The sequence below is a fragment of the Streptomyces sp. NPDC017940 genome (genome assembly GCF_044328435.1).
In the GTDB taxonomy this organism is placed as follows: Bacteria; Actinomycetota; Actinomycetes; order Streptomycetales; family Streptomycetaceae; genus Streptomyces.
The window spans coordinates 84,632-108,059 of the sequence record NZ_JBIRHJ010000012.1; the positions used below are offsets into that span (position 1 = coordinate 84,632).

20 protein-coding genes are annotated in these 23,428 nt (G+C 72.0%); 10 read left to right on the top strand and 10 right to left on the bottom strand.

The window, feature by feature from the left end:
- Positions 1-17: 17 nt before the first annotated feature.
- The 5 genes from ACH4DX_RS32440 to ACH4DX_RS32460 all read right to left on the bottom strand — a co-directional run bounded on the left by ACH4DX_RS32440 (position 18) and on the right by ACH4DX_RS32460 (position 5,794).
- Complete coding sequence (locus ACH4DX_RS32440; protein ID WP_398157713.1) at positions 18-830, bottom strand: ABC transporter permease; 813 nt, start codon at positions 828-830, stop codon at positions 18-20.
- A complete protein-coding gene (locus ACH4DX_RS32445; RefSeq protein ID WP_398157714.1) occupies positions 830-1,759 on the bottom strand; it encodes an ABC transporter permease in 930 nt (309 codons plus the stop codon). The genes ACH4DX_RS32440 and ACH4DX_RS32445 overlap by 1 nt, the downstream gene beginning before the upstream one ends.
- Positions 1,756-2,901 carry an ABC transporter ATP-binding protein gene (locus ACH4DX_RS32450; protein ID WP_398157715.1) on the bottom strand — a complete coding sequence of 382 codons (1,146 nt, stop codon included), beginning with the start codon at positions 2,899-2,901 and terminating at the stop codon, positions 1,756-1,758. The genes ACH4DX_RS32445 and ACH4DX_RS32450 overlap by 4 nt, the downstream gene beginning before the upstream one ends.
- 61 nt (positions 2,902-2,962) lie before the next feature.
- The gene (locus ACH4DX_RS32455; RefSeq protein WP_398157716.1) at positions 2,963-4,207 is read right to left on the bottom strand and encodes a spermidine/putrescine ABC transporter substrate-binding protein; all 1,245 of its coding nucleotides are present in this window, start codon (positions 4,205-4,207) and stop codon (positions 2,963-2,965) included.
- 81 nt (positions 4,208-4,288) lie between these two features.
- On the bottom strand, positions 4,289-5,794 hold the full coding sequence (locus ACH4DX_RS32460; RefSeq protein WP_398157717.1) for a gamma-aminobutyraldehyde dehydrogenase: 1,506 nt from the start codon (positions 5,792-5,794) through the stop codon (positions 4,289-4,291).
- A 207-nt stretch (positions 5,795-6,001) separates the two neighbouring features.
- Between ACH4DX_RS32460 and ACH4DX_RS32465 the strand changes: the two genes are divergently transcribed.
- The 3 genes from ACH4DX_RS32465 (at position 6,002) to ACH4DX_RS32475 (ending at position 9,000) form a co-directional block, all read left to right on the top strand.
- Positions 6,002-6,586 carry an NADAR family protein gene (locus ACH4DX_RS32465; protein ID WP_398123064.1) on the top strand — a complete coding sequence of 195 codons (585 nt, stop codon included), beginning with the start codon at positions 6,002-6,004 and terminating at the stop codon, positions 6,584-6,586.
- Between the two features lie 201 nt (positions 6,587-6,787).
- On the top strand, positions 6,788-7,840 hold the full coding sequence (locus ACH4DX_RS32470) for an adenosine deaminase (RefSeq protein WP_398123063.1): 1,053 nt from the start codon (positions 6,788-6,790) through the stop codon (positions 7,838-7,840).
- Positions 7,841-8,265: 425 nt separating this feature from the next.
- Positions 8,266-9,000 carry a glycerophosphodiester phosphodiesterase gene (locus ACH4DX_RS32475; RefSeq protein WP_398157718.1) on the top strand — a complete coding sequence of 245 codons (735 nt, stop codon included), beginning with the start codon at positions 8,266-8,268 and terminating at the stop codon, positions 8,998-9,000.
- A gap of 44 nt (positions 9,001-9,044) precedes the next feature.
- Here ACH4DX_RS32475 and ACH4DX_RS32480 read toward each other — a convergent pair whose 3' ends face one another.
- A complete protein-coding gene (locus ACH4DX_RS32480; protein WP_398157719.1) occupies positions 9,045-9,791 on the bottom strand; it encodes an SDR family NAD(P)-dependent oxidoreductase in 747 nt (248 codons plus the stop codon).
- A 145-nt stretch (positions 9,792-9,936) separates the two neighbouring features.
- On the opposite strand from ACH4DX_RS32480, the gene ACH4DX_RS32485 reads away from it, so the two are divergent.
- Positions 9,937-10,551: a TetR/AcrR family transcriptional regulator gene (locus tag ACH4DX_RS32485; protein ID WP_398157720.1), complete on the top strand. Its 615-nt coding sequence runs from the start codon at positions 9,937-9,939 to the stop codon at positions 10,549-10,551.
- Between the two features lie 33 nt (positions 10,552-10,584).
- Here ACH4DX_RS32485 and ACH4DX_RS32490 read toward each other — a convergent pair whose 3' ends face one another.
- The 3 genes from ACH4DX_RS32490 to ACH4DX_RS32500 form a co-directional block, all read right to left on the bottom strand.
- The gene (locus ACH4DX_RS32490) at positions 10,585-11,775 is read right to left on the bottom strand and encodes a spermidine/putrescine ABC transporter substrate-binding protein (protein ID WP_398157721.1); all 1,191 of its coding nucleotides are present in this window, start codon (positions 11,773-11,775) and stop codon (positions 10,585-10,587) included.
- Positions 11,776-11,913: 138 nt separating this feature from the next.
- Positions 11,914-14,781, bottom strand: coding sequence for a hypothetical protein (locus tag ACH4DX_RS32495; protein ID WP_398157722.1), 2,868 nt, complete (start codon positions 14,779-14,781; stop codon positions 11,914-11,916).
- Positions 14,782-15,024: 243 nt separating this feature from the next.
- Positions 15,025-16,473, bottom strand: a complete 1,449-nt coding sequence (locus ACH4DX_RS32500; protein WP_398157723.1) for a gamma-aminobutyraldehyde dehydrogenase — start codon at positions 16,471-16,473, stop codon at positions 15,025-15,027.
- A 156-nt stretch (positions 16,474-16,629) separates the two neighbouring features.
- Here ACH4DX_RS32500 and ACH4DX_RS32505 point away from each other — a divergent pair, with 156 nt between their 5' ends.
- The 6 genes from ACH4DX_RS32505 (at position 16,630) to ACH4DX_RS32530 (ending at position 22,593) form a co-directional block, all read left to right on the top strand.
- Complete coding sequence (locus ACH4DX_RS32505; RefSeq protein WP_398123056.1) at positions 16,630-17,139, top strand: Lrp/AsnC family transcriptional regulator; 510 nt, start codon at positions 16,630-16,632, stop codon at positions 17,137-17,139.
- On the top strand, positions 17,124-18,506 hold the full coding sequence (locus tag ACH4DX_RS32510) for an aspartate aminotransferase family protein (RefSeq protein ID WP_398123055.1): 1,383 nt from the start codon (positions 17,124-17,126) through the stop codon (positions 18,504-18,506). The genes ACH4DX_RS32505 and ACH4DX_RS32510 overlap by 16 nt, the downstream gene beginning before the upstream one ends.
- A 220-nt stretch (positions 18,507-18,726) precedes the next feature.
- Positions 18,727-19,713 carry an ABC transporter ATP-binding protein gene (locus tag ACH4DX_RS32515; protein WP_398157724.1) on the top strand — a complete coding sequence of 329 codons (987 nt, stop codon included), beginning with the start codon at positions 18,727-18,729 and terminating at the stop codon, positions 19,711-19,713.
- The gene (locus ACH4DX_RS32520) at positions 19,695-20,864 is read left to right on the top strand and encodes a hypothetical protein (protein ID WP_398157725.1); all 1,170 of its coding nucleotides are present in this window, start codon (positions 19,695-19,697) and stop codon (positions 20,862-20,864) included. Before ACH4DX_RS32515 ends, ACH4DX_RS32520 begins: the two co-directional genes overlap by 19 nt.
- Before the next feature lie 157 nt (positions 20,865-21,021).
- Positions 21,022-21,426 (top strand): VOC family protein, encoded by a 405-nt coding sequence (locus ACH4DX_RS32525; protein WP_398123052.1) that lies wholly within the window; start codon positions 21,022-21,024, stop codon positions 21,424-21,426.
- Between the two features lie 36 nt (positions 21,427-21,462).
- A complete protein-coding gene (locus tag ACH4DX_RS32530) occupies positions 21,463-22,593 on the top strand; it encodes an LOG family protein (RefSeq protein WP_398157726.1) in 1,131 nt (376 codons plus the stop codon).
- A gap of 33 nt (positions 22,594-22,626) precedes the next feature.
- Here ACH4DX_RS32530 and ACH4DX_RS32535 read toward each other — a convergent pair whose 3' ends face one another.
- Entirely contained in the window at positions 22,627-23,418 is a 792-nt protein-coding gene (locus ACH4DX_RS32535) for a maleylpyruvate isomerase family mycothiol-dependent enzyme (protein ID WP_398157727.1), read from the bottom strand.
- Between the last annotated feature and the right edge of the window lie 10 nt (positions 23,419-23,428).

Genomic DNA, 23,428 nt, shown 5'->3' on the forward strand with positions numbered 1-23,428 from the left:
CCAACTCCTTCGGCTTCTCAAAGGGATTTCTTGGCGCGGCGCTTTCCGGCGAGCATTCCCGTCACCACGAGCAGGACAGCGATCAGGAACATCGCCGTACCGATCACATTGATCTGAACGGGCGTGCCCCGCTGTGCGGATCCCCAGACGAACATGGGGAACGTCACGGTCGAGCCCGCGTTGAAGTTGGTGATGATGAAGTCGTCGAAGGAGAGCGCGAAGGCGAGCAGCGCGCCCGCGGCGATGCCGGGTGCGGCGATCGGCAGGGTGACGCGCAGGAAGGTCTGCACGGGCCCGGCGTAGAGGTCCTGGGCGGCCTGTTCCAGGCGCGGGTCCATGGACATCACGCGTGCCTTGACGGCCGTCACGACGAAGCTCAGACAGAACATGATGTGCGCTATCAGGACGGTCCAGAAGCCGAGCTGCGCGCCCATGTTGAGGAAGAGCGTGAGCAGCGATGCGGCCATGACCACCTCGGGCATCGCCATCGGCAGGAAGATCAGCGAGTTCACGGCGCCGCGCGCCCGGAACCGGTAGCGCACCAGGGCGAAGGCGATCATCGTGCCGAGCACGGTCGCGCCGAGCGTCGCCCAGAACGCGATCCGCAGGCTCAGCGAGAGCGACCCGCACATGTCGGCGACACCGCAGGGATCCTTCCAGGCGTCGGTCGAGAACTCCTGCCAGGAGTAGTTGAAACGGCCCTTCGGCTTGTTGAAGGAGAAGACCGTGACGACGACGTTGGGAAGCAGGAGGTAGCCGAGCGTGCCGAGCCCGGCGAGGACGACGAGGTTCTTGCGGAGCAGGCGGAACAGTGTCGAGAAAACGGCCATCAGACGAGATCCTCCGTTCCCGACTTGCGGATGTAGAAGGTCACCATGAACAGGATCGCGGCCATGAGGATGAAGGAGAGCGCGGCGGCCGTCGGGTAGTCCAGGATGCGCAGGAACTGCGTCTGGATGACGTTGCCGACCATGCGGGTGTCGGTGGAGCCGAGCAGGTCGGCGTTGACGTAGTCGCCCGCCGCCGGGATGAACGTGAGCAGGGTGCCGGAGACGACGCCGGGCATGGACAGCGGGAACGTCACCTTGCGGAAGGTGGTGGAGGGACGGGCGTACAGGTCGCCCGCGGCCTCGTGCAGCCTGCCGTCGACGCGCTCCAGGGAGGTGTAGAGCGGCAGGATCATGAACGGCAGGAAGTTGTACGTCAGACCGCAGACCACCGCGAGCGGGGTGGCGAGGACCCGGTCCCCGTCGGTGGCGCCGAGCCAGCTGGTGACGTCAAGGACGTGCAGGCTGTTCAGGGCGCCGACGACCGGGCCGCCGTCGGCGAGGATCGTCTTCCACGCGAGCGTCCGGATGAGGAAGCTGGTGAAGAACGGCGCGATGACGAGGACGAGGATGAGATTGCGCCAGCGGCCCGCGCGGAACGCGATCAGATAGGCCAGCGGGTAGCCGAGCAGCAGGCACAGGACGGTGGCGGCACCCGCGTAGAGCACCGAGCGCAGGAACTGCGGCCAGTAGTCGCCGAGCGCGTCCCAGTAGGTGGCGAAGTGCCAGGTGACCTTGTAGCCCTCTTCGAGGGAGCCGGTCTGCACGGACGTCGACGCCTGGTAGACGAGCGGCAGCGCGAAGAACACGAGCAGCCAGAGGATGCCGGGAAGCAGCAGCCAGTAGGGGACGAGACGGCCGCGCCTCGGGGTCCTGGCCGCGGGCGGCGCCGCCTCGTCGGCGGGGGCCGGTGCCCTGTCGGTCGCGGTCACGCGTCCTCCTCGACCTTCTCGACGCCCGCCGCGGCGTCCTGGTCGGCGTCGAGGCCGAAGGTGTGCGCGGGGTTCCAGTGCAGGACGACGTCGGCGCCGGGGGCGAGCCGGGAGTCGCGTTCGATGTTCTGCGCGTACACCTCGAAGGCGTCGCAGCCGGGGCTGTCGACGACGTACTGGGTGGAGACGCCGATGAAGCTGGAGTCGGTGATGCGGCCGGCGATGCGGTTGCGCCCCGCGGGGATCGCGCCCGCTTCGTCGGCGTGCGTGAGCGAGATCTTCTCCGGGCGCACACCGGCCAGGACGGTGCCGCCGGTGGTGGCGGGCGCCGTGCAGCGCGCCCTGGGCAGCGTCAGCTTCCCGCAGCCCGCCGTCAGGACCACGTCCTCGCCGCGCACCGCTGCCACCTCGGCCTCGATGAAGTTGGAGGTGCCGAGGAAGTTGGCGACGAAGGTGGTGCGCGGGTTCTCGTACAGGTCGGCGGGCGCGCCCTGCTGCTCGACGCGGCCGCCGTTCATCACGGCGACGGTGTCGGCCATCGTCATCGCTTCTTCCTGGTCGTGCGTGACGTGCACGAAGGTGATGCCTACCTCGGTCTGGATGCGCTTGAGTTCGAGCTGCATCTGGCGGCGCAGCTTCAGGTCGAGGGCGCCGAGGGGCTCGTCGAGGAGCAGCACCTCGGGGTGGTTGATGAGGGCGCGGGCGACGGCGACGCGCTGCTGCTGGCCGCCGGAGAGCTGGTGCGGCTTCTTCCTGGCCTGCTCGCCGAGCTGTACGAGGTCGAGCATCTCGCCGACCTGCTTCTTCACCGACTTGATGCCGCGCCGGCGCAGACCGAAGGCGACGTTCTCGAAGATGTCGAGGTGCGGGAAGAGCGCGTACGACTGGAAGACCGTGTTCACGGGCCGCTTGTAGGGCGGCAGCGCGGTGACGTCCTGTTCGCCGAGGCGGACGGTGCCGGTGCTCGGCTCCTCCAGGCCCGCGATCATGCGCAGGGTGGTGGTCTTGCCGCAGCCGGAGGCGCCGAGCAGCGCGAAGAACGAGCCTTGGGGCACGGTGAGGTCGAGCGGGTGGACGGCGGTGAAGGAGCCGTAGGTCTTGCTGATCCCGGTCAGGCGGACGTCGCCGTTGGTGTCGGTCATAGGTTCTTCCCAGAAGTGGTGGCGGACGGGACGGCGGGAACGGCGAGGACGAGGGACCCGCTCAGGAGCCGCTCAGCCTGGCGAACTTGCGCTCGTACGCGGCCTCTTCCTCGGGGGCGAGGGAACGGAACGCGTGCGACCGCGCGGCCATGGCCCTGTCGGGCAGGATCAGCGGGTTCGCGGCGGCCTCGGGGTCGAGCTTCGCCAGCTCGCCCCGGACGCCGTCCACGGGGCACACGTAGTTGATGTACGCGGCGAGGCGGGCGGCGGGTCCCGGCTCGTAGTAGTAGTCGATGAGCCGCTCGGCGTTGCGCTTGTGGCGCGCCTTGTTGGGGATCAGGAGGTTGTCCGTGGAGGTGATGTAGCCGCTCTCCGGGACGACGAACTCGATGTCGGGGTTGGCGAGCTTGAGCTGGACGACGTCACCGGCCCAGGCCACGCACGCGGCGAGGTCGCCCTTGTCGAGGTCCGCGGTGTAGTCGTTGCCCGTGAAACGCCGTATCTGCTTGTTGTCGACGGCCTTCTGCAACCGGGCGACGGCCGCGTCGAAGTCGTCGTCGGTGAACTTCGCCGGGTCCTTGCCGAGGTCGAGCAGGACCATCCCCATGGTGTCGCGCATCTCGGAGAGGAAGCCGACGCGCCCCTTCAGCTCGGGCTCGTCGAGGAGCTGCGAGACCGACGTGATCCTCTCCCCGCCGGTCGCCTTCTTGTTGTAGGCGATGACCGCGGAGATGCCGGTCCAGGGGTAGGAGTAGGCGCGCCCGGGGTCCCAGTCGGGGGAGCGGAACTGGGCGGACAGGTTGGCGTAGGCGTGCGGCAGCCGGGCGGGGTCCAGTTTCTGCACCCAGCCGAAGCGGATGAGGCGGGCGGCGAGCCAGTCGGTGACGCAGATCAGGTCGCGTCCGGTGTCCTGGCCCGCGGCGAGCTGCGGTTTGACCTTCCCGAAGAACTCGTTGTTGTCGTTGATGTCCTCGGTGTACTTGACCTTGATGCCGGTGCGCCGGGTGAACGCGTCGAGGGTGGGGCGCCGCTTCTTCTTGTCGACGTCCATGTACTCGGTCCAGTTGGAGAAGGTGACGCGCTTCTCCTCGGCCGAGCGGTCGTCGGCGGCGATGCCGCCCGCGCCCTTTCCGGCGGCGGGGATCCCGCAGGCGCTCAGCGCCCCGAGTCCGCCGGCGGCGAGCAGACCGCCGCCCGCCGTACGCAGCACCGCACGGCGGCCGGGCGCGGCGCGGACGCCGTGCGGGCCCCGGTGCGCGGCGGCCGCGCGGGCCGGGTGGGTGCTGTCTGGCTCGTGACTCTCCATGCGCTTGGTTGCCCTTCCGGGAGGGTGAGCGGGCGGGCACCGCCGGTCGCGCGGCGCCCGCTTCCGCAGCCGATCGGCCGACTAGCGGTCCCCGAAGACGGTGCGGTGCCAGTCCTTCCTCGCCACCGCGGTGTTGTCGAACATGACGTGCTTGATCTGCGTGTACTCCTCGAAGGAGTAGGCGGACATGTCCTTGCCGTAACCGGAGGCCTTGTATCCGCCGTGCGGCATCTCGCTGAGGATCGGGATGTGGTCGTTGACCCACACACAGCCCGCCTTGATCTCCCGGGTCGCGCGGTTCGCGCGGAACACGTCGCGTGTCCACGCCGACGCGGCGAGCCCGTAGGGGGTGTCGTTGGCGAGCCGGATGCCGTCCTCGTCGGAGTCGAAGGGCAGCACCACGAGCACCGGGCCGAAGATCTCCGCCTGCACCACCTCGCTGTCCTGGGCGGCGCCCGCGATGAGCGTGGGCTCGTAGTACGCGCCGGGGCCCTCGGGCGCCCGGCCGCCGGTGAGTACGCGCGCGTAGCCGCGGGCCCGGTCGACGAAGCCGGCGACGCGGTCGCGGTGCGCGTGCGAGATGAGCGGGCCGAGGTCGGTCGCCGGGTCGAAGGGGTCGCCGAGCCGCACCGTCGCCATCAGGTCGGCGACGCCCGCCACGAAGGCGTCGTACAGCGGCCGCTGCACGTACGCGCGCGTGGCGGCCGTGCAGTCCTGGCCGCTGTTGATGAGGGCACCGGCGACCGCGCCGTGCACGGCGGACTCCAGGTCGGCGTCGTCGAAGACCACGAAGGGCGCCTTGCCGCCGAGCTCAAGGTGGAGCCGCTTGACGGTGGCCGTGGCGATCTCGGCGACGCGCTTGCCGACGCCCGTGGACCCGGTGAAGGAGGTCATGACGACGTCCGGGTGCCCGACGAGGTGCTCACCGGCTTCCCTGCCCGCCCCGGTGACGACGTTGACGACGCCGTCGGGGATCCCGGCTGCGGTGGCGGCCTCGGCGAACAGGAGGGAGGTGAGGGGGGTCAGCTCGGAGGGCTTCAGGACGATGGTGTTGCCCGCGGCGATGGCGGGCAGGACCTTCCAGGCGGCCATCTGGAGGGGGTAGTTCCAGGGCGCGATGGAGCCGACGACGCCGATGGGTTCCCTGCGGACGTACGAGGTGTGGTCGCCGCCGTCGTACTCGCCCGCCGACTGGCCCTGGAGATGCCGGGCCGCGCCCGCGAAGAACGCGGTGTTGTCGATGGTCCCGGGCACGTCGAACTCGCGGCTCAGCTTGATCGGCTTGCCGCACTGGAGGGACTCGGCCCGCGCCAGTTCCTCGGCGCGCGCGGACAGCTCGGCGGCGAAGCGGTGCATGGCGTCGGAGCGCTCGCCGGGGCCCGCCGCCGCCCAGCCGTCGTAGGCGTGCGCGGCCGCTGCCACGGCGGCGTCCACGTCCTTGGGGCCCGCGAGGGCGTACGTGAGGACCTCTTCGCCCGTGGCCGGGTCGACCACCGTGTGGGTGCGGCCCGACGTGCCGGGGGTGAGGCGTCCCGCGATGTGCTGGGCGCCGTCCGCGAACCGGTCCCGCGCCTGGAATGTGTGCATGACGCTCTCCTCCGCCGACCACCCCGTCCAGAGGGGACCGGCGTCGTTCCAGATCGATTTGAGTGCCGATCCTGACAGAGGGCCAATAGTCCAACAAGTGATTCCGTAGTTGCCATTTGGTTACGCGACGGAATCTGTCGACCAGGTGTCGAGTCGGCATGGAAAAGCAGGGACGGAATGTCAGTGGTGCGTGCCAGGGTGGCGTGCATGAACGACAAGGCGCCTGCTTCGGCATCGGACACGGCGGGGATTCGCTCGGTGGAGGCACTGCTCGCCGCGCGGCAGGCGGGACGGCGGCCGAAGCCGCTGTATTTCTGGGGGCACACACCGCGCCGTGACGGCACGCTCGGACCGAGCTGCCTCAGCCAGTGGTGGCCCTCCCCCTTCACGTCCGACGGTGTCACCTACGCCACGGCCGAGCACTGGATGATGGCGGCGAAGGCACGCCTCTTCGGCGACGAGGACGCCGAGCGCGCGGTGCTCGCGGCCCGCACCCCCGCCGAGGCGAAGCGGGCGGGGCGCCTGGTGCGGGACTTCGACGAGAGGCTCTGGGCGCGGGAGCGGTTCGGGATCGTGGTCGGGGGCTCGCTCCTGAAGTTCACCGCGGACGACGCGCTCCGCACGTATCTGCTCGGCACCGGCGAGCGCCTCCTGGTGGAGGCCAGCCCCCTCGACCCCGTCTGGGGCGTGGGCCTGGCGGCGGACGACCCCGCCATCGAGGACCCGGGGACGTGGCGGGGCCTGAACCTGCTGGGGTTCGCGCTGATGGAGACCAGAGAGCGGCTGCGCTGAGCCCTAGCACGCTGCCGCCGCGGACAGCGTCCGCCCGCCCTGTGGGCGACTGGTCCGCCAGGGGCGAGGGCGGTCCGCCCTCACCTCTGTGGGCGACTGGTCCGCCGGGGGCGAGGGAGGTCCGCCCCGCGTCCTACGATGACCCCGGCCCCCCAGGGGGTCACCGATCAGCCGATCACGTCATGTTCCGGGGAGGAACCCATGCCCGAGACCCCGCCGCCCGCCGCGCAGGCGCAGGCCTTCATCGCAGGCCTGCCCAAGGCCGAACTCCACGTCCACCACGTCGGCTCCGCCTCCCCCCGCATCGTCTCCGCCCTCGCCGCCCGGCACCCGGACTCCCAGGTCCCCACGGACATCGAGGCCCTCGCGGACTACTTCACGTTCACGGACTTCGCCCACTTCATCCAGGTCTACCTCTCCGTGGTGGACCTGATCCGCACTCCGGACGACGTCCAGCTGCTCACCTTCGAGGTGGCCCGCGAGCTGGCCCGGCAGAACGTCCGCTATGCCGAGCTGACCATCACCCCCTACTCCTCCACCCGCCGCGGCATCGAGGAGCGCGCCTTCATGGCGGCCATCGAGGACGCCCGCAAGGCCGCGGCGGCCGAGCTCGGCGTGGCGCTGCGCTGGTGCTTCGACATCCCGGGCGAGGCGGGGCTCGAAGCGGCCGAGGAGACCGTGCGCCTCGCCACCACCGACGGCATCCGCCCCGACGGCCTGGTCTCCTTCGGACTCGGCGGCCCCGAGATCGGCGTACCGCGACCGCAGTTCGCGCCGTACTTCGACCGGGCCATCGCCGCGGGCCTGCACTCGGTCCCGCACGCGGGTGAGACCACGGGTCCCGAGACGGTCTGGGACGCCCTCACGCATCTGCGCGCCGAGCGCATCGGGCACGGCACCAGCTCCGCCCGGGACCCGAAGCTCCTCGCGCACCTCGCCGAGCACCGCATCCCCCTGGAGGTCTGCCCGACCTCCAACATCGCGACCCGCGCCGTCACCACCCTCGACGAGCACCCCATCAGGCAGTTCGTCGACGCGGGCGTCATCGTCACCGTCAACTCCGACGACCCGCCGATGTTCGGCACGGACCTCAACACCGAGTACGCCGTCGCCGCCCGCCTCCTCGGCCTGGACGAGCGGGGCATCGCCGCCCTCGCGAAGAACGCCGTCGAGGCGTCGTTCCTCGACCGGGCGGGCAAGGACCGCATCACGACGGAGATCGACACGTACACGGAAACCTGGCTGACCTCCTGACCCCCGCCGGGGGCCCGGCGGCGGGCCCCCGGAGGCGCACATCCAAGCCCGTCCGGCGTTGGAGGACGAGCGCGCAGCGCGATGGTCTGCGGCTCAGCGCGGACGACGCGGCACGGGCCGACGCACAAGCCTGTCCGGCGCTTGAGGACGAGCGCGCAAGCGCGAAAGCCTGCGGCCCGGCGCCGACGACGCGGCACGGGCCGACATACAAGCCCGTCCGGCGCTTGAGGACAAGCGCCCAAGCGCGAAAGCCTGCGGCCCAGCGCAGACGACGCGGCACAGGCCAACACCCAAGCCCGTCCGGCGCTTGAGGACGAGCGCGCAAGCGCGAAAGCCTGCGGCCCGGCGCAGACGACGCAGCACCCGGCCCACAACCTCCCCCGCACCGGGCCGCCCCGCCACCCCACCCCCGCCACAATGACCCCATGCGCACCGTGACTGCCGTGGCCCACCGAGGCGCCCCCTACCGCCTCCGCGAGAACACCCTCCCCTCCCTGCGCGCGGCGCTCGAACTGGGAGCGGACGCGGTGGAGATCGACGTCCGGCTGACCCGGGACGGCATCCCCGTACTGCTGCACGACGCGGGCCTGGAACGGCTCTGGGAGCACCGGCGGCCCCTGGTCGCGCTGTCCGCGGACGAGGTGCGCGGGCTGACCGACGGCGGGGTGCCCACGCTCGAAGAGGCCCTCGGGGAGACCGCGGGGCACCGCGTCCTCGTGGACCTGCCGGACGCCACCCCCGAGACGGCACGTACCGTCGTCGGGGTCGTGGCCGACTGCGGAGCCGCCGACCGCGCCTACTACTGCGCGGGCCCCGCCGCGATGCTCGCGCTCCGCGCCGCGGACCCGGACGCCGAGATCGCCCTGACGTGGCAGACCCTCGCCCCGCCCCGGCCCGCCCTGCTCGCCGCGATCGCCCCGCGCTGGCTGAACTACCGCTTCGGCCTGGTGAGCCGGGAGCTCGTCGACCGGGTGCACGCCGAAGGCCTGCTGGTCTCCGCGTGGACCGCCGACACCCGGCGCACCATGCGCAGGCTCCTCGCCCACGGCGTGGACTCGATCACCACCAACCGCCTCGACACCCTCACGGCCGAACTGTCCCGGAGCCCCCGGGGTTCCCGAGCCCCCCGGCCCCCCCGGGAACCCCACCGGCTCCGCTGACCCAGGCCGCCCCCGGCCCGGCCACGGCCACGGCCACGCGGGCCCTACGCGTTCGCCCCGCCGTCCACCGTGAACTCCGCGCCCGTGATGGTCCCGCCGCCGGGCCCCGCCAGGTGGGCCACCGTCGCGGCGATGTCGTCGGCGTGCGAATACCGGCCGATGGCGGACAGACCGCGCTGGTGGTCGGCGGCCTCGCCGTCGGCCGGGTTCATGTCCGTGTCCGTCGAGCCGGGGTGCACGACGTTGACGGTGATGCCGCGCGGGCCCAGCTCGCGGGCGAGGGCCCTGGTGAAGCCGCTGAGGGCGGACTTGGTCATCGAGTACAGGACGATGCCGGGGAACGGTGCCCGCAGCGCGAGGTTGCTGCCGATGCTCACGATGCGCCCGCCCTCCGGCAGGTGCGCCGACGCGGCCTGGGCACCGACGAACGCGGCCCGGACATGGATGGCGAGGACGCGGTCCAGCTCCGCCTGCGTGACCTCCTCGAAGGGCCCGTGCGACCACACGCCCGCGTTGTTGACCAGGATGTCGAGGCGGCCGAGCTCGGCGGCTGCCCGGTCCACGGCGGCGCGCACCGCTTCCGGGTCCTCCGCGTCGGCCTGGACGGCAAGCGCCCGCCGCCCCCGCGCCTCCACATAGGCGACGACTTCCTCGGCCTTCGCCTTGCCCGCCGGACTCACATAGGTGAACGCCACGTCCGCCCCGTCCCGCGCCAGGCGCCGCACGATCGCCGCACCGATGCCCCTGCTGCCGCCCGTCACCAGCGCGACCTTGCCCACGACGTCCGTCATCCCCAGCCCCACATCTCTCGGTACCTGACTTCGCACTGCTCTTGCGCCGACTTCTGTGTCGATCGGCACAGAAACTCTCACACGCGCGTAACGACACGTCAAGGCTTATATTTGTCAGTCGACACAGAAAAAGGAGGTGAGACGCGTGGCGGGACGCGGACGGCCGAGGGCGTTCGACAGGGACACAGCGCTGCGCCGGGCCATGGAGGTCTTCTGGCAGCAGGGGTACGAGGCCACGTCGATGACGGACCTCACCTCCGCCATGGGCATCGCCTCACCAAGCCTGTACGCGGCGTTCGGCTGCAAGGAGGCCTTGTTCAAGGAGGCCGTGGAGCTCTACAACGCGACGGAGGGCGCACCGATGACCCGCGCGCTCACCGAACTCCCCGCCGCCAAGGACGCGGTGGAGTCGGTACTGCGCCACAACGCCCGCGCGTACGCCGTGGAGGGCAGCCCGAGCGGCTGCATGATCGTCCTTGCCGCGACCAACTGCTCGACCGCGAACGCCCCCGTGCGGGACCACCTCGCGACGTGGCGGCGGGCGGGCACCGAGCTGATGACCCGCCGCCTGGAGCGGGCCGTCCGCGAGGGCGAACTCCCCGCGGGTACGGACACGGAGGCGATGGCGGTCTTCTACACCACCGTCATCCAGGGCATGTCGGTACAGGCCCGCGACGGGGCGAGCCGTGCGTGCCTCGACCGGACGGTGGACCGGGCGATGGCGGCGTGGGACGCGGTGGCGGGGGCGTCCACGGCGTGACTCCGGCGGCGCACCCCGAGCGCGACCCGGCGGTCACAACCCGACGATGGAGTTCCAGCGCTTCGCGAACTCCGTGCGCTCCTTGGACGTGATGTCCCTCGCGATCACGAGCCGTCCGCGCATCCCGTCGTCGGGGAAGATCAGCGGGTCCTCGGCGAGCGCCGCGCGTTCCTTGTCCTTGGACGAGCCGAGGATGTCGCGGGCGGCGGGCACCGGGCACACGTAGTTGACCCAGGCGGCCAGCTCCGCGGCCACCTCGGGCCGGTAGTAGTGGTCGACGAGGCGTTCCGCGTTGGCCTTGTGGCGGGCGAGATTGGGGATCACCAGGGACTCCGCCCACAGTTCCGCGCCCTCCTCGGGGACGACGAACTCGATGTCCGGGTCGTCGGTCTTGAGCTGGATGACGTCGCCGCTGTAGGCCTGGCAGGCGAGGACGTCGCCTCCGGCCAGGTCCTTGATGTAGTCGTTGCCGGTGAACCGGCGGATGTGGTGGCGGTCGACCAGCTTCTCGATCCGGTCGCACATGCGGTGGAAGTCGTCGGCCCTCCACCGGGTGATGTCGACGCCGTCGCCCTGCATGAGCAGCGCGAACGCCTCGTCGAGGCCGGAGAGCAGGGTGACGCGCCCCTTGAGGTCGTCCGCCCACAGCTCCGACACCTGCCGGATCTCACGGCCGAGCCGCTTCTTGTTGTACGCGATGCCGGTGATGCCCGACTGCCAGGGGACGGTGCAGGCGCGGCCGGGGTCGAAGCCGGGCGAGCGCAGCAGCGGGTCGAGGTACTTGGCGACGTTGGGCTGGCGGGCGCGGTCCATCTCCTGCACCCAGCCGAGCCGGACGAAGCGGGCGCACATCCAGTCGCTGATGACGACGAGGTCGCGGCCCGTCTCCTGGTGGTTCATCAGGGACGGGCTGATCTTGCCGAAGAACTCGTCGTTGTCGTTGATCTCCTCCGTGTAGCGCACGTCGATACCGGTGCGCTGCTCGAAGGCGTCGAGCGTGGGCCGCAGCGACTTGTTCCGGTCGTCGGTGTCGATGTACAGCGGCCAGTTGGCGAAGACGAGCCGCCGGTCGCGGGCGGAGCGGTCGTCCGCCGCGCGGTCGCCCGGCTGCACATAGGCGGCGGGCACCCCGCAGCCCGCGAGGCCGCCGAGTGCGGCGGCTCCGCCCAGGGCGCGAAGGAGGGTCCGGCGAGCGGGGCGGAAGGGGGCTCGGTTGGCTGGCACCTGGGCAGGATGCCCCGGCAACCCCGCGGGAACAATGGACGAGGCGTCGAGTGGCCGGTCCGCGAGCCGGGACACCCTGTCCAGATCACGGGCCGGGGACGCCCTGTTCGGATCACGGGCCGGGACGCCCTGTCCAGATCAGGAGCCGGGGTCGCCCGGTACGAGCAGTCCCGCCAGGCCCGAAGCCGTCACGCGCTCCAGCGGCGCCGCGTCCAACGGGCCGGGGAACAGGCGGTACGCCAGGCCCGACGCCACGTGTTCCGCACCGGCCAGCTCGCCCCGCACCAGCGCCACGAAGACCCTCCGGCCCCTGAGGTCCGGCTCCGCGCACAGCACGTCGGGGTCCCAGGCCTCGCGGATGCGGACGGCGAAGTCGGCGCGGGGTTCGCCGGGCTCGCGCCGGTAGCCCCACAGGACGTGGCCGCGCCCGCGCACCAGGACGTCGCCGTCGGTGCGGGCCGCCGCCGTCCAGCACGCCAGGTCCCAGAGCGTGGTCCGGCCGCCGGGCTCGAAGGTGTCGAGCAGGTCGTGCCCCGCACGGCCGAGCACCGCGCGGTAGCGCCAGACGTCGTGCGTGCCCTCGCCCGTGGCGAGCGTGAGGTCGGCCCACCAGGCGCGGCGCGAGCGCAGGTCCACGATCATCGGTACGCGCAGTGCGGCGTCCCCCGCGAGGTCGAAGCGCTGCCGGACGGTGCGCGGGTCGAAGGCCGCGGGTCGCCTGCTCGTCCCGTCCACGGCCATGAACCCGGCGAAGGCGTCGGGCAGCCGGTCGAAGGGCACGTCGTTGTACGACAGGACAGCGGGTACGACGTAGCGCACGCCCGCCGCGGCGAGCCGGGGCAGGTCAAGGTCCAGGTACTCGGTGGCGCCGTGCGGGGCGGGCGCCGCCGTCAGGTCCCCGGAGTGCAGGGCGGCGCCGCCCGCGTACTCCAGCTGGGTGTAGTCGCACAGACCGACGAACCGCCACGCGTCGTCGTAGAGCGCGACGGACAGATCGAGGTCGACCCGCACGCCCTTGGGCTGCGTCCAGTGCAGGAACAGGCGTACGCGCTCGCTGACCCCCGGCATCGGCAGCGAACTGCCGCGCGGCACGGAGACGAGCGCCGCGGCGGAGGCCCGCTCGGCGAACGGCACCGGCAGGTCCCGGAGCCCGGCGTCGAGCACCGCGACGCCGTACGGCCCGACGTCGCCGGCGCCTCGACCCCGGCTCCCGTCGGCCCCCGCACCGCCGTCCTCCCGGACCCCGCCGCCCGTACCGCCCGCGTGACGGCGACGGGCCCGCTCCACCTTCCCGGCGGCGCTGTCGGGCCGCCCACCGCCACCGGCACCGGCACCGGCACCGGCACCCGCACCCGCACCCGCACCCGCACCCGCACCCGCACCCGCACCAACGCCCACGGCGAGCCTCCGTACCGCCTCCGCCTCGATGAGTTCGGCCACGCGGGACGCCACCCGCGGCGGCAGCGGTGGACGGTGGTCGTCGACGGCGAAGGCCTTGGTCACACGGCCGCGGGGGAAGAAGACGCGGCGACCGCCGGGCTCCGCGCGGACCTTCATCCGGCCGAACGCTCCGAGCAGCGGCCCCACGCCCGCACGCGGCAGGGCGTGCGCGAGCGCCTCGGCCATCGCTGCGGGCACCATGGTCCCGCCCGAGCGGGCCAGCAACACGTCGAGGCGGCGCAGCAGTTCGCCGGGGTGGTCGCGGAGCAGGGCGGTGGCGGTCGTGGTGTCCCAGGCGGCGAGCGCGGCCTCGACCCGGCTCTGCCGGCCGACGTGCCGCAGCCGGTCGCCGTCCAGGCGGATGGCGTCGTGGTGCGCGGCCTCGGCGAGCAGCACGTCCGTGAGCGCCGGGTCGGTGAGCCGGGTGCCGCGCAGCACGGCGAAGGCGAGGGCCACGCGCGCGTGGCCGCCGTCCCGCCGGGACCGATTCGCCCTGGTGACTCCTTCGAAGGGGTGCAGGACCTCCCCGGCGCGCTTCCAGGCTGCGGGGTGCCGCGCGAGGTCCTCGCTGAGCCGGGGGACGCCGAACGAGCCGAGCAGCAGGAGCAGTTCGCGCCGTACCACGCGGGGGAGCGAGCGCAGCCGGGGTGGGTCCAGCAGGTCGGGGTCGCCGCCCGAGCGCACCACGAGCAGGCGCAGCACGTCCGTAGCGCTGTCGGCGTACCGTGCGACGAGCGGCCGGGTCGCCGGGTCGTCGAGGAGCGGGGCGAGCACGAGGGCCTTGCTCTCGCGCAGCGGTATCTCGCGCGGCAGCCAGTCGGCGGCGTCGGCCCGCCGGTGGACGCGGCCGAGCAGCAGCACGAGGTCGTCGTGGTCCTGCGGGTTCAGCGGTGTACGGCGGGCGAGGAGCGCGGCGAGTTCCGCCTCGGCGTCGCGGGGCGTGCCCAGGCCGAGCGCGCGCAGCACGTTCCCGCCGTCACCGGGCGCGGAGGCGGCGGGGCGGCCGGTCGCCGGGTCGATCCACGGGTCGGTCGGCCCTTCGGTCTCGTACCGGCTGTCGCAGACCGGGCACTCGTACCAGCCGCAGCACAGCTCGCAGCAGCCCTCGAAGGCCGCCACGCAGCCCTCGCAGATCAGGTGCGCGCACGGAGTGAGCGCCCGGACGCGGCGCCCCGGCAGCCCGCAGGCCATGCAGGGCTGGTGCGGCTGGGACGCGAGGTGGTCGAGGACGACGGTGGTGAAGCGGTCGCGGGCGTGCTGGTAGGGGACGACGTCGGGGAAGCCTCCGAACAGCGGCGCGTGCGTGCGGTCGGAGCCCATCAGGGCGTCGACGTCGGCGAGCAGCCGCATCCCCGTGGCGGCCAGCTCGGCGGCGGGCAGAGCCGTGAGTGCGCGCCGCAGCGGAACGGTCAGGAGGTGGCCCCGGTCGGCGAGTTCCGCTTCGAGGACGACGACGGCCGCCCGCACGTCGGCGGTCCCCGCGCCCGGTGCACCGGAGTCGGCTTCCGGTACGCGCACGCTCTGCCGGCGCCGCAGCAGCAGCGCGGCGAGTTCATCGACGGCCATCGGCAGCCCGCCCCTCCCCCTCCACACGAGAAGCGGGGGCGGAGAGTGCGTGCGCTACGGATCTTTTTGCAGAAGAAGAAAGAAGGAAGCACACGACGGGAGCCGCCCCCGCGTACCCAACGGTACGCGGGAACGGCTCCCCGAAGCATCCCCATTGTCCCGCGCCCGACGGCCCGGGCCGTGTTCGGCTCGGCCCTCGGGGGACGTCATGACGACTGAGCCCTAGAGGGACGTCATGTCGACTCAGCCCTCGAGGGACGTCATCACGTGCTTGATGCGCGTGTAGTCGTCGAACCCGTACGCCGAGAGGTCCTTGCCGTAGCCGGACTTCTTGAAGCCGCCGTGCGGCATCTCCGCGACCAGCGGGATGTGGGTGTTGATCCACACGCAGCCGAAGTCGAGGGCCTTGGACATGCGCATCGCGCGCGCGTGGTCCTTGGTCCAGACGGAGGAGGCGAGGGCGTACTCGACGCCGTTCGCGTACTCGACGGCCTGCGCCTCGTCGGTGAAGGACTGGACGGTGATGACGGGGCCGAAGACCTCGTGCTGGATGATCTCGTCGTCCTGCTTCAGGCCCGAGACGACGGTCGGCGCGAAGAAGTAGCCCTTGTCGCCGACCCGCTGGCCGCCGGCCTCCACCTTGGCGTGCGCGGGCAGCCGGTCGATGAAGCCGGACACCTGCTTCAGCTGGTTGGCGTTGTTGAGCGGGCCGAACAGCACGTCCTCGTCGTCCGGCAGGCCGGTTTTGGTGTCGGCGGCCGCCTTGGCGAGCGCCGACACGAACTCGTCGTGGACGGACTCGTGCACCAGGACGCGGGTCGCGGCCGTACAGTCCTGGCCCGCGTTGAAGAAGCCCGCGAGCGAGATGTCCTCGACGGCCTTGGCGATGGCCGCGCTGTCGAGGTCCTCGAAGACCACGACCGGCGCCTTGCCGCCGAGCTCCAGGTGGACCCGCTTGAGGTCCTTGGACGCGGACTCGGCGACCTGCATCCCGGCGCGCACCGAGCCGGTGATGGAGGCCATCGCGGGCGTCCTGTGCTCGACCATGGCGCGGCCGGTGTCACGGTCGCCGCAGATGACGTTGAAGACGCCGGGCGGCACGATCGAGCCGATGATCTCGGCCATCAGGACCGTCGACGCCGGGGTGGTGTCGGACGGCTTCAGGACGACGGTGTTGCCCGCGGCGAGCGCGGGGGCGAACTTCCACACGCCCATCATCATGGGGTAGTTCCACGGCGCGACCTGCGCGCAGACGCCGATCGGCTCGCGCCGGACGATGGAGGTCAGACCCTCCATGTACTCACCGGCGGCGCGTCCTTCGAGCATGCGGGCGGCGCCCGCGAAGAAGCGGATCTGGTCCACCATGGGCGGGATCTCCTCGGACCGCGTGAGTCCGATCGGCTTGCCCGTGTTCTCGACCTCGGCCGCGATCAGTTCCTCGGCGCGCTCCTCGAACGCGTCGGCGATCTTCAGCAGCGCCTTCTGCCGCTCCGCGGGCACGAGGTCCCGCCAGGCGGGGAACGCGTCGGCGGCGGCCTTCATGGCGGCGTCCACGTCGGCCTGACCCGACAGCGGTGCCACCGCATACGCCTCGCCGGTCACCGGGTTGATCACCTCGGTGGTCCGCCCGTCGGCCGCGTCCCGGAATTCGCCGTTGATGTAGTTGCGCAGACGGCGCAGCTCGGTGGTCACTGCCAAGCCCTCCTGTCCAGTGGATGAGACACCCACACTAGTCGCTACACCGACGCTTTCAACATACCCAGCCGTCCAGAACTGCGAAATCCGTGCACCGAGACTTGCCATGCAACGAAATTCATCGCTGCGGCCTTGCGGAACAGACGAGACGTCGTGCACAGTGAAGTCGTGGCAAGTCGTAGCGCAGACCCCAGCAGCTCCCGCGGCGGGACGAATCCGTCCGTCGACGCCGTCTCCCTGGCGATCATCGAGCAGCTCCAGGAGGACGGCCGCCGTCCGTACGCGGCCATCGGCAAGGCCGTGGGCCTCTCCGAGGCAGCCGTGCGCCAGCGGGTGCAGAAGCTGCTCGACCAGGGCGTGATGCAGATCGTGGCCGTGACGGACCCGCTCACCGTGGGCTTCCGGCGCCAGGCGATGGTCGGCATCGACGTCGAGGGGGACGTGGACCCGGTAGCCGAAGCCGTGGCCGCCATGCCGGAGGCGGAGTACGTGGTGATGACCGCGGGCTCGCACGACCTCCTGGTCGAGATCGTCTGCGAGGACGACGACCACCTGCTCGAAGTCATCAACAAACGGATCCGCGCGCTCCCCGGCGTGCGCTCCACCGAGAGCTTCGTCTACCTCAAGCTCAAGAAGCAGACCTACATGTGGGGAACCCGATAGCCGTGAGCACCAAGGACCTCAGCCGAACCGCGTACGACCACCTGTGGATGCACTTCACCCGCATGTCGTCGTACGAGAACGCGCCCGTTCCCACCATCGTGCGTGGCGAAGGGACCTACATCTACGACGACAAGGGCAAGAAGTACCTGGACGGTCTCGCGGGCCTCTTCGTGGTCCAGGCCGGGCACGGCCGCAGGGAGCTCGCCGAGGTCGCCGCCAAGCAGGCCGCCGAGCTGGCGTTCTTCCCCATCTGGTCGTACGCCCACCCCAAGGCCGTCGAGCTGGCGGAGCGCCTCGCGCACCACGCCCCCGGCGATCTGAACAAGGTCTTCTTCACCACCGGCGGCGGCGAGGCCGTCGAGACCGCCTGGAAGCTGGCGAAGCAGTACCACAAGCTCACCGGCAACCACACGAAGTACAAGGTCATCTCGCGCGCGGTCGCCTACCACGGCACCCCGCAGGGCGCCCTGTCCATCACCGGCCTGCCCGCCCTCAAGGCCCCCTTCGAGCCCCTTGTCCCCGGCGCCCACAAGGTGCCGAACACCAACATCTACCGGGCCCCGATCCACGGCGACGATCCGGAGGCCTTCGGCCGCTGGGCCGCCGACCAGATCGAGCAGGAGATCCTCTTCGAGGGCCCCGAGACGGTCGCCGCGGTCTTCCTGGAGCCCGTGCAGAACGCCGGCGGCTGCTTCCCGCCGCCGCCCGGCTACTTCCAGCGGGTCCGCGAGATCTGCGACAAGTACGGCGTGCTGCTCGTCTCCGACGAGGTCATCTGCGCCTTCGGCCGCCTCGGCACGATGTTCGCCTGCGACAAGTTCGGCTACGTCCCCGACATCATCACCTGCGCCAAGGGCATGACATCGGGCTACTCCCCGATCGGCGCCGCGATCGTCTCCGACCGCGTCGCCGAGCCGTTCTACAAGGGCGACAACACCTTCCTGCACGGCTACACCTTCGGCGGCCACCCGGTCTCCGCCGCCGTCGGCCTCGCCAACCTCGACCTGTTCGAGCGCGAGGGCCTCAACCAGCACGTGCTCGACAACGAGGGCGCCTTCCTGAGCACCCTCCAGAAGCTGCACGACCTGCCGATCGTCGGCGACGTCCGCGGCAACGGCTTCTTCTACGGCATCGAGCTGGTCAAGGACAAGGCCACCAAGGAGTCCTTCACGGACGAGGAGTCGGAGCGGGTGCTCTACGGCTTCGTCTCCAAGAAGCTCTTCGAGTACGGCCTGTACTGCCGCGCCGACGACCGCGGCGACCCGGTCATCCAGCTGTCGCCGCCGCTGATCTCGGACCAGTCCACGTTCGACGAGATCGAGGGCATCGTGCGGCAGGTCCTCACGGAGGCCTGGTCCAAGATCTGAACCACCGCGTGACCGGATCCGCCCCCGTGATCCGATCCGCGCGGTGACCGGCCCGGGTGCGCCCGTCCGAGTGAGAATTCGGATGAGACTCGCGCACCCGGGCCGCGTCCTTGTCCGGCCCCCGCCGCCGAATCCCTAGCGTGCTGCCCAGTGACCGATCGGCCCAGCCTTCGTTCCCCCGTACAGGGGAGGCATCCTGATCCGAACCGAGGTGTACGCCATGGTGGCCCCGCCGGACAACGACGTGCTGTGGGCAAGCGCCCTGCACGTCACATTCAACGGCTCCCCCGCGCTCACGGGCGTCTCGCTCGGTGTCCGCGAGCGCGAGATCCTCGCCGTCGGCGGTCCGCGCGGCAGCGGCAAGACGACGCTGCTGCGCTGTCTGTCCGGTCAGCTCCTGCCCCGCAACGGCGAGGTCTGGTTCAACTCCGCCCCCCTGCACACCATGGGCCCCATGGCGCGTGAGCGGCTGCGCCGCCACCGCTTCGGCTGGATCGAACCCGAGCCCCGGCTCGTACCGGAACTCACCGTTTGGGAGAACGCCGCGCTCGGCCTGATGCTGCGCGGCGGGCTCCGGCGCAGCGCCCGCACCGCCGCCCACGAGTGGCTCGAACGCCTCGACGTCGGCGGCTGCGCCCGCAAGCGCCCCGGCGCCCTCACCCAGGCCGAGCGGCAGCGCGTCGCCATCGCCCGCGCCCTCGCCTGCGCGCCGTCCGTGCTGTTCGCGGACGAACCCACCGCGCCCCTGCACCGCGCCGACCGCGCGCACGTCCTGCGCACCCTGACGACCGCGGCCCGCTCGCACGGCATCACCGTCGTCCTCGCCACCCACGACGCGGACGTCGCCGCCCTCGCGGACCGCACGGTGACGCTGCTCGACGGACGGCGGGTGCACACGGTGCGGCTGCCGGAGGACGATCTCGGGGCCGCCGGTGCCGAGCTCATGGACACCTCCGTCGACAGCGGGATCGCGGACATCCCCGCCACGAGCGGAACCGCGGACGTCCCCGCCGACAGCGGAACCGCGGACACCGCCGCCGGTACCGGGACCGCGGACACCGCCGAGGCCGCGGACACCGCCGGGCACACGGCCACCACGGGGCCCTCCGGCGCAGGTACCGGCACCGACGCCCCGGACGCCGCAACCACCCCCGGCGCCCCCGACTCCGACACCGAAGGCCGGGCCGCGTGCTCGCTCTCCGTCTAGCGCGCGGCGCCCACCCCCTGGTCCAGCTGCGGCGGCTCCTGGTCGCGGCCGCGTCGGCAGGTACCGGCTTCCTGCTCCTGTGCACCCTCGCGTACGCGCTGAGCCACCCGGCGTCCACCGGGGCCGCCCTGCGGCTCGCCTGGTGTGCAGCCCCGCTCGCCGCCACCGTGTACTTCGCCGTCACCGTGGCCCGTACCGACCCGGGCACCAGACCGCGCCCGGGACTCGCGGCCATCGGCCTCGGGCCGGGGCGGCTCATGGTGATCGCCGCGATGACCACGGCCGTGGCCTGCACGCTCGGCTCGATGGTGGCGCTGCTCTTCTTCCTGCACCTGCGCGGCGACCTCACGGGCCTGCCGTTCGACGGCGCGGCACCCGGACTCCTCGCCGCCGACCGGCCGCTGCCGCCGGCCGCGGCGCTGACGCTGCTCGCGCTCGTACCGCTCGCCGCGTCCCTCGCCAGCGCCCTCGTCCTGCGCCCGCGTCGGGCCCGCCCCGGCGCCGCAAGCGTGCCGAGCACCCCCGAGCGCCGCGCCGCCGTACCCGGCGGGCTGCCCTGGGGCGTCGCCCTGCTCACCGCGGGCCTCGCGGCCGAGACCTACGCGACCAGGGGCGGTGGGGGGACGGGCGGGCGGATGCCCGGTGGCCTCGGCGGCAGCCCCATCGGCGCCCTGGCGGGCTGGGGGCTCACCGCCGTCGGCCTCGCCCTCGCCGGGCCCGCCCTCACCCACCTCTGCGGAAAGCTGCTCCAGGCCGTGCGGCCCGGGGCGCTGCGGCTGCTCGCGGGGCGCGTGCTCCAGCAGGAGGCACGGCGGATCGGCCGACCCCTCGGTGTGGTGTGCGCGGTGGCGTCGGGCGCGTACACGGCGAGCACGCTGTACGCCGACGCGGGCGGGGGCGGCTCGGACATCGGCCCGCTGACCGCGCTCGGCGCGCTGCTCGTCGCGGGCTGCGCCCTGCTGACCCTGGCCACGGCCGCCGTCGAGGCCAAGCACGCGCGGGCGGACACCACGGCGGCCCTGCTGCGCCTCGGGGCGCCCGCGACGCTCCTGCGGGGCTGTGTGGCGCTGCGGGCCGGCGCGCTGTTCGCGGTGTTCGGCCCCGTCACCTGGGTGGTGGCGGAGCTGGCCGCGATGCCGCTGACACGCTGAACCACGCTGGACCATGCCGGCCGAAAATTCGTACAGGAAATTCGACCGCGGGCGATGAGTTCCGTACCGGGGGGACGTCTAACCCTCCGTAAGACGCACACACGCGCTTACGCGAGACACACGCACCCCACGCGAAACACACCCACGGGAGACGCACATGTACCAGCAGATGATCTTCGTGAACCTGGCCGTGAACGACGTCGAGGCCTCGCGGCAGTTCTTCACCGACCTCGGGTACTCGATCAACAAGCAGTTCTCGACGGAGGACTGCGCGTGTGTCGAGATAAGCGACACGATCGTCGCGATGATGCTCAGCAAGTCGCACTACCAGCAGTTCACCACCAAGGAGATCGCGGACGCCACCAGGACCAGCGAGGCGCTGGTCGGCCTGAGCGCCGAGAGCCGCACCGCGGTGGACGAGCTGGTCGACAAGGCGGTCGCGGCGGGCGCCACCGCGGGCAAGGTCCAGGACTACGGCTTCATGTACGGCCGCGCCTTCGACGACCTGGACGGCCACACCTGGGAGATCGTCTGGATGGACCCGACGCAGGTCGAGGGCTGACCGCAAGGCTTCACCCGGGGTGCATAGCATGGGCGGATGCTGCCTTCCGAAGCATCCGCCCCGCGGCCCGGCGACCGCGAGATAGAGAGCATCGCCGAGTTCGACGAGGTCGTCGCGGTACGCGGCTCGCTCGCCGGACACCGCGTGCAGGCCGTCGACCTGAGGGACCGTACGGCCGCGCTGCTCGGCGTCGACACCACGGACGCCGTGTTCCTCGGCTGCCCGATGACGGAGGAGGCCGCCGCCCGTGTGCGGGCCTCCGGGGCGCTGGTCTTCCCGCCCGTGCCGGGCCTGCCGTTCGACCCCTACCGGGCGCTCCTGTACACACCCGACGAGCTGTTCGCGGGCCTGGCCGACGGTGGGTACGAGGTGACGCCGGACGCCCGCGCGTACACCTGGTTCCAGGAGACCAAGGCGGACGGGGACGTCTTCGCCTCGATGCTGCGCGCCGTGCACGACGACTCCGTCTCCGACGCGCTCGACGAACTCCTCGTCGGCGCCCGGGTCGTGGGCGTCATGGGCGGGCACGCGATGGCCCGCGGCACCGAGGAGTACGCGGGCGCCGCGCGGCTCGGGCGGCAGCTCGCACGGGACGGCTTCACGGTGGCCACCGGGGGCGGGCCCGGCGCCATGGAGGCGGCGAACCTGGGTGCGTACGCCGCCGGGTACGACGACGCAATGCTGGACGAGGCCCTCGTGCTCCTCGCCAAGGCGCCGTCGTTCACCCCTTCGGTGACGGAGTGGGCGCGGGCGGCCTTCGCCGTACGGGAGCGCTGGCCCGCGGGCGGTGCGTCCGTGGGCATCCCCACGTGGTTCTACGGCCACGAGCCGCCGAACGCCTTCGCCTCGCACCTCGCCAAGTACTTCGCCAACGCCACCCGCGAGGACGGCCTCCTCGCCCGGTCCAACGCGGGCGTCGTCTTCCTGCCGGGCGCCGCGGGCACCGTCCAGGAGATCTTCGACAACGCGACCCCGAACTACTACGAGTCCCGTGGCGGCCCGACCCCCATGGTCCTGGTCGACACCCACCACTGGACCCACCGCCTCCCGGCCTGGCCCCTGCTCGAAGCCCTGGCCACCGACCGCTCGATGCAGTCCCGCATCGCCTTGATCGACGACGTGACCGAGGCCCCGGCGACCCTGGCCGACCTGGCCCGCGAGGCCTGACACCCCCGCCGCTCGCCAGGTGACGTGGGGTGCTCACCCGAACGAGGCGCGCTCCAGCCAGAACTCCAGCAACTCCCGGTCCCCGAGCACCTCGACCCGCCCGGAGTCCAACCCCCGCCGCCTGTAGAAGGCGAGCAGAACCTCCGTGAGCGGCCCCCGGAGCGCGACGTCGGCCTTCTCGTGCCCCCGCCGCCACACGACCCCTTCCTCGGCCAACTCGACCACCCACTCCGCGTTCAGCGCCGCGTCGGCCCCGACCGCATGCAGGTGGACAGTGCGCCCGCCGCCACGCAACTCCCCCGCCCTGTCCGCCAAGTCGTTGTGCTGCACGTACCGCACGATGTCCAGCCACTCGTCGATCGCGTCGGCGGCCACCTCGGGGTCCACGCCGTACTCGACGCCCGCGGCGATCGCGGCGTCCGCCCGGTGCACGGCCACCTCGTGCGTCATCCGCCGCGCCCAGAACCCGGCGGTGTGCTCCGCGCCCCACGTCCACACGGCGGTGTCGCCGGAGGCGTCCCGCAGCGCGGCGTCCACGAGGTCCGCCGTCTCGGCGAGCCACGCGTCGAGCCCGGCGGGGTCGTCGTCGCCGGGACCCTCGAAGCCGGGGACGTCCGACTCCGGGATGTGCCGCGTCGCCCGCGTCCGCACGTGCGCATCGACCCAGCGCACCGCGCCGCCGGTGTGCCGGGCGAGCTGCCCGAGGGTCCACTCGGGACAGGTGGGCACGGTGACCGTCAGGTCGGCCCCGGTCAGGGTCTCCCTGAACAGCGCGAGCTGCCGGGCGACTTCTGCGCGGTACCGGTCGTACGCAAGTCTCGTCATGGCCGAACCA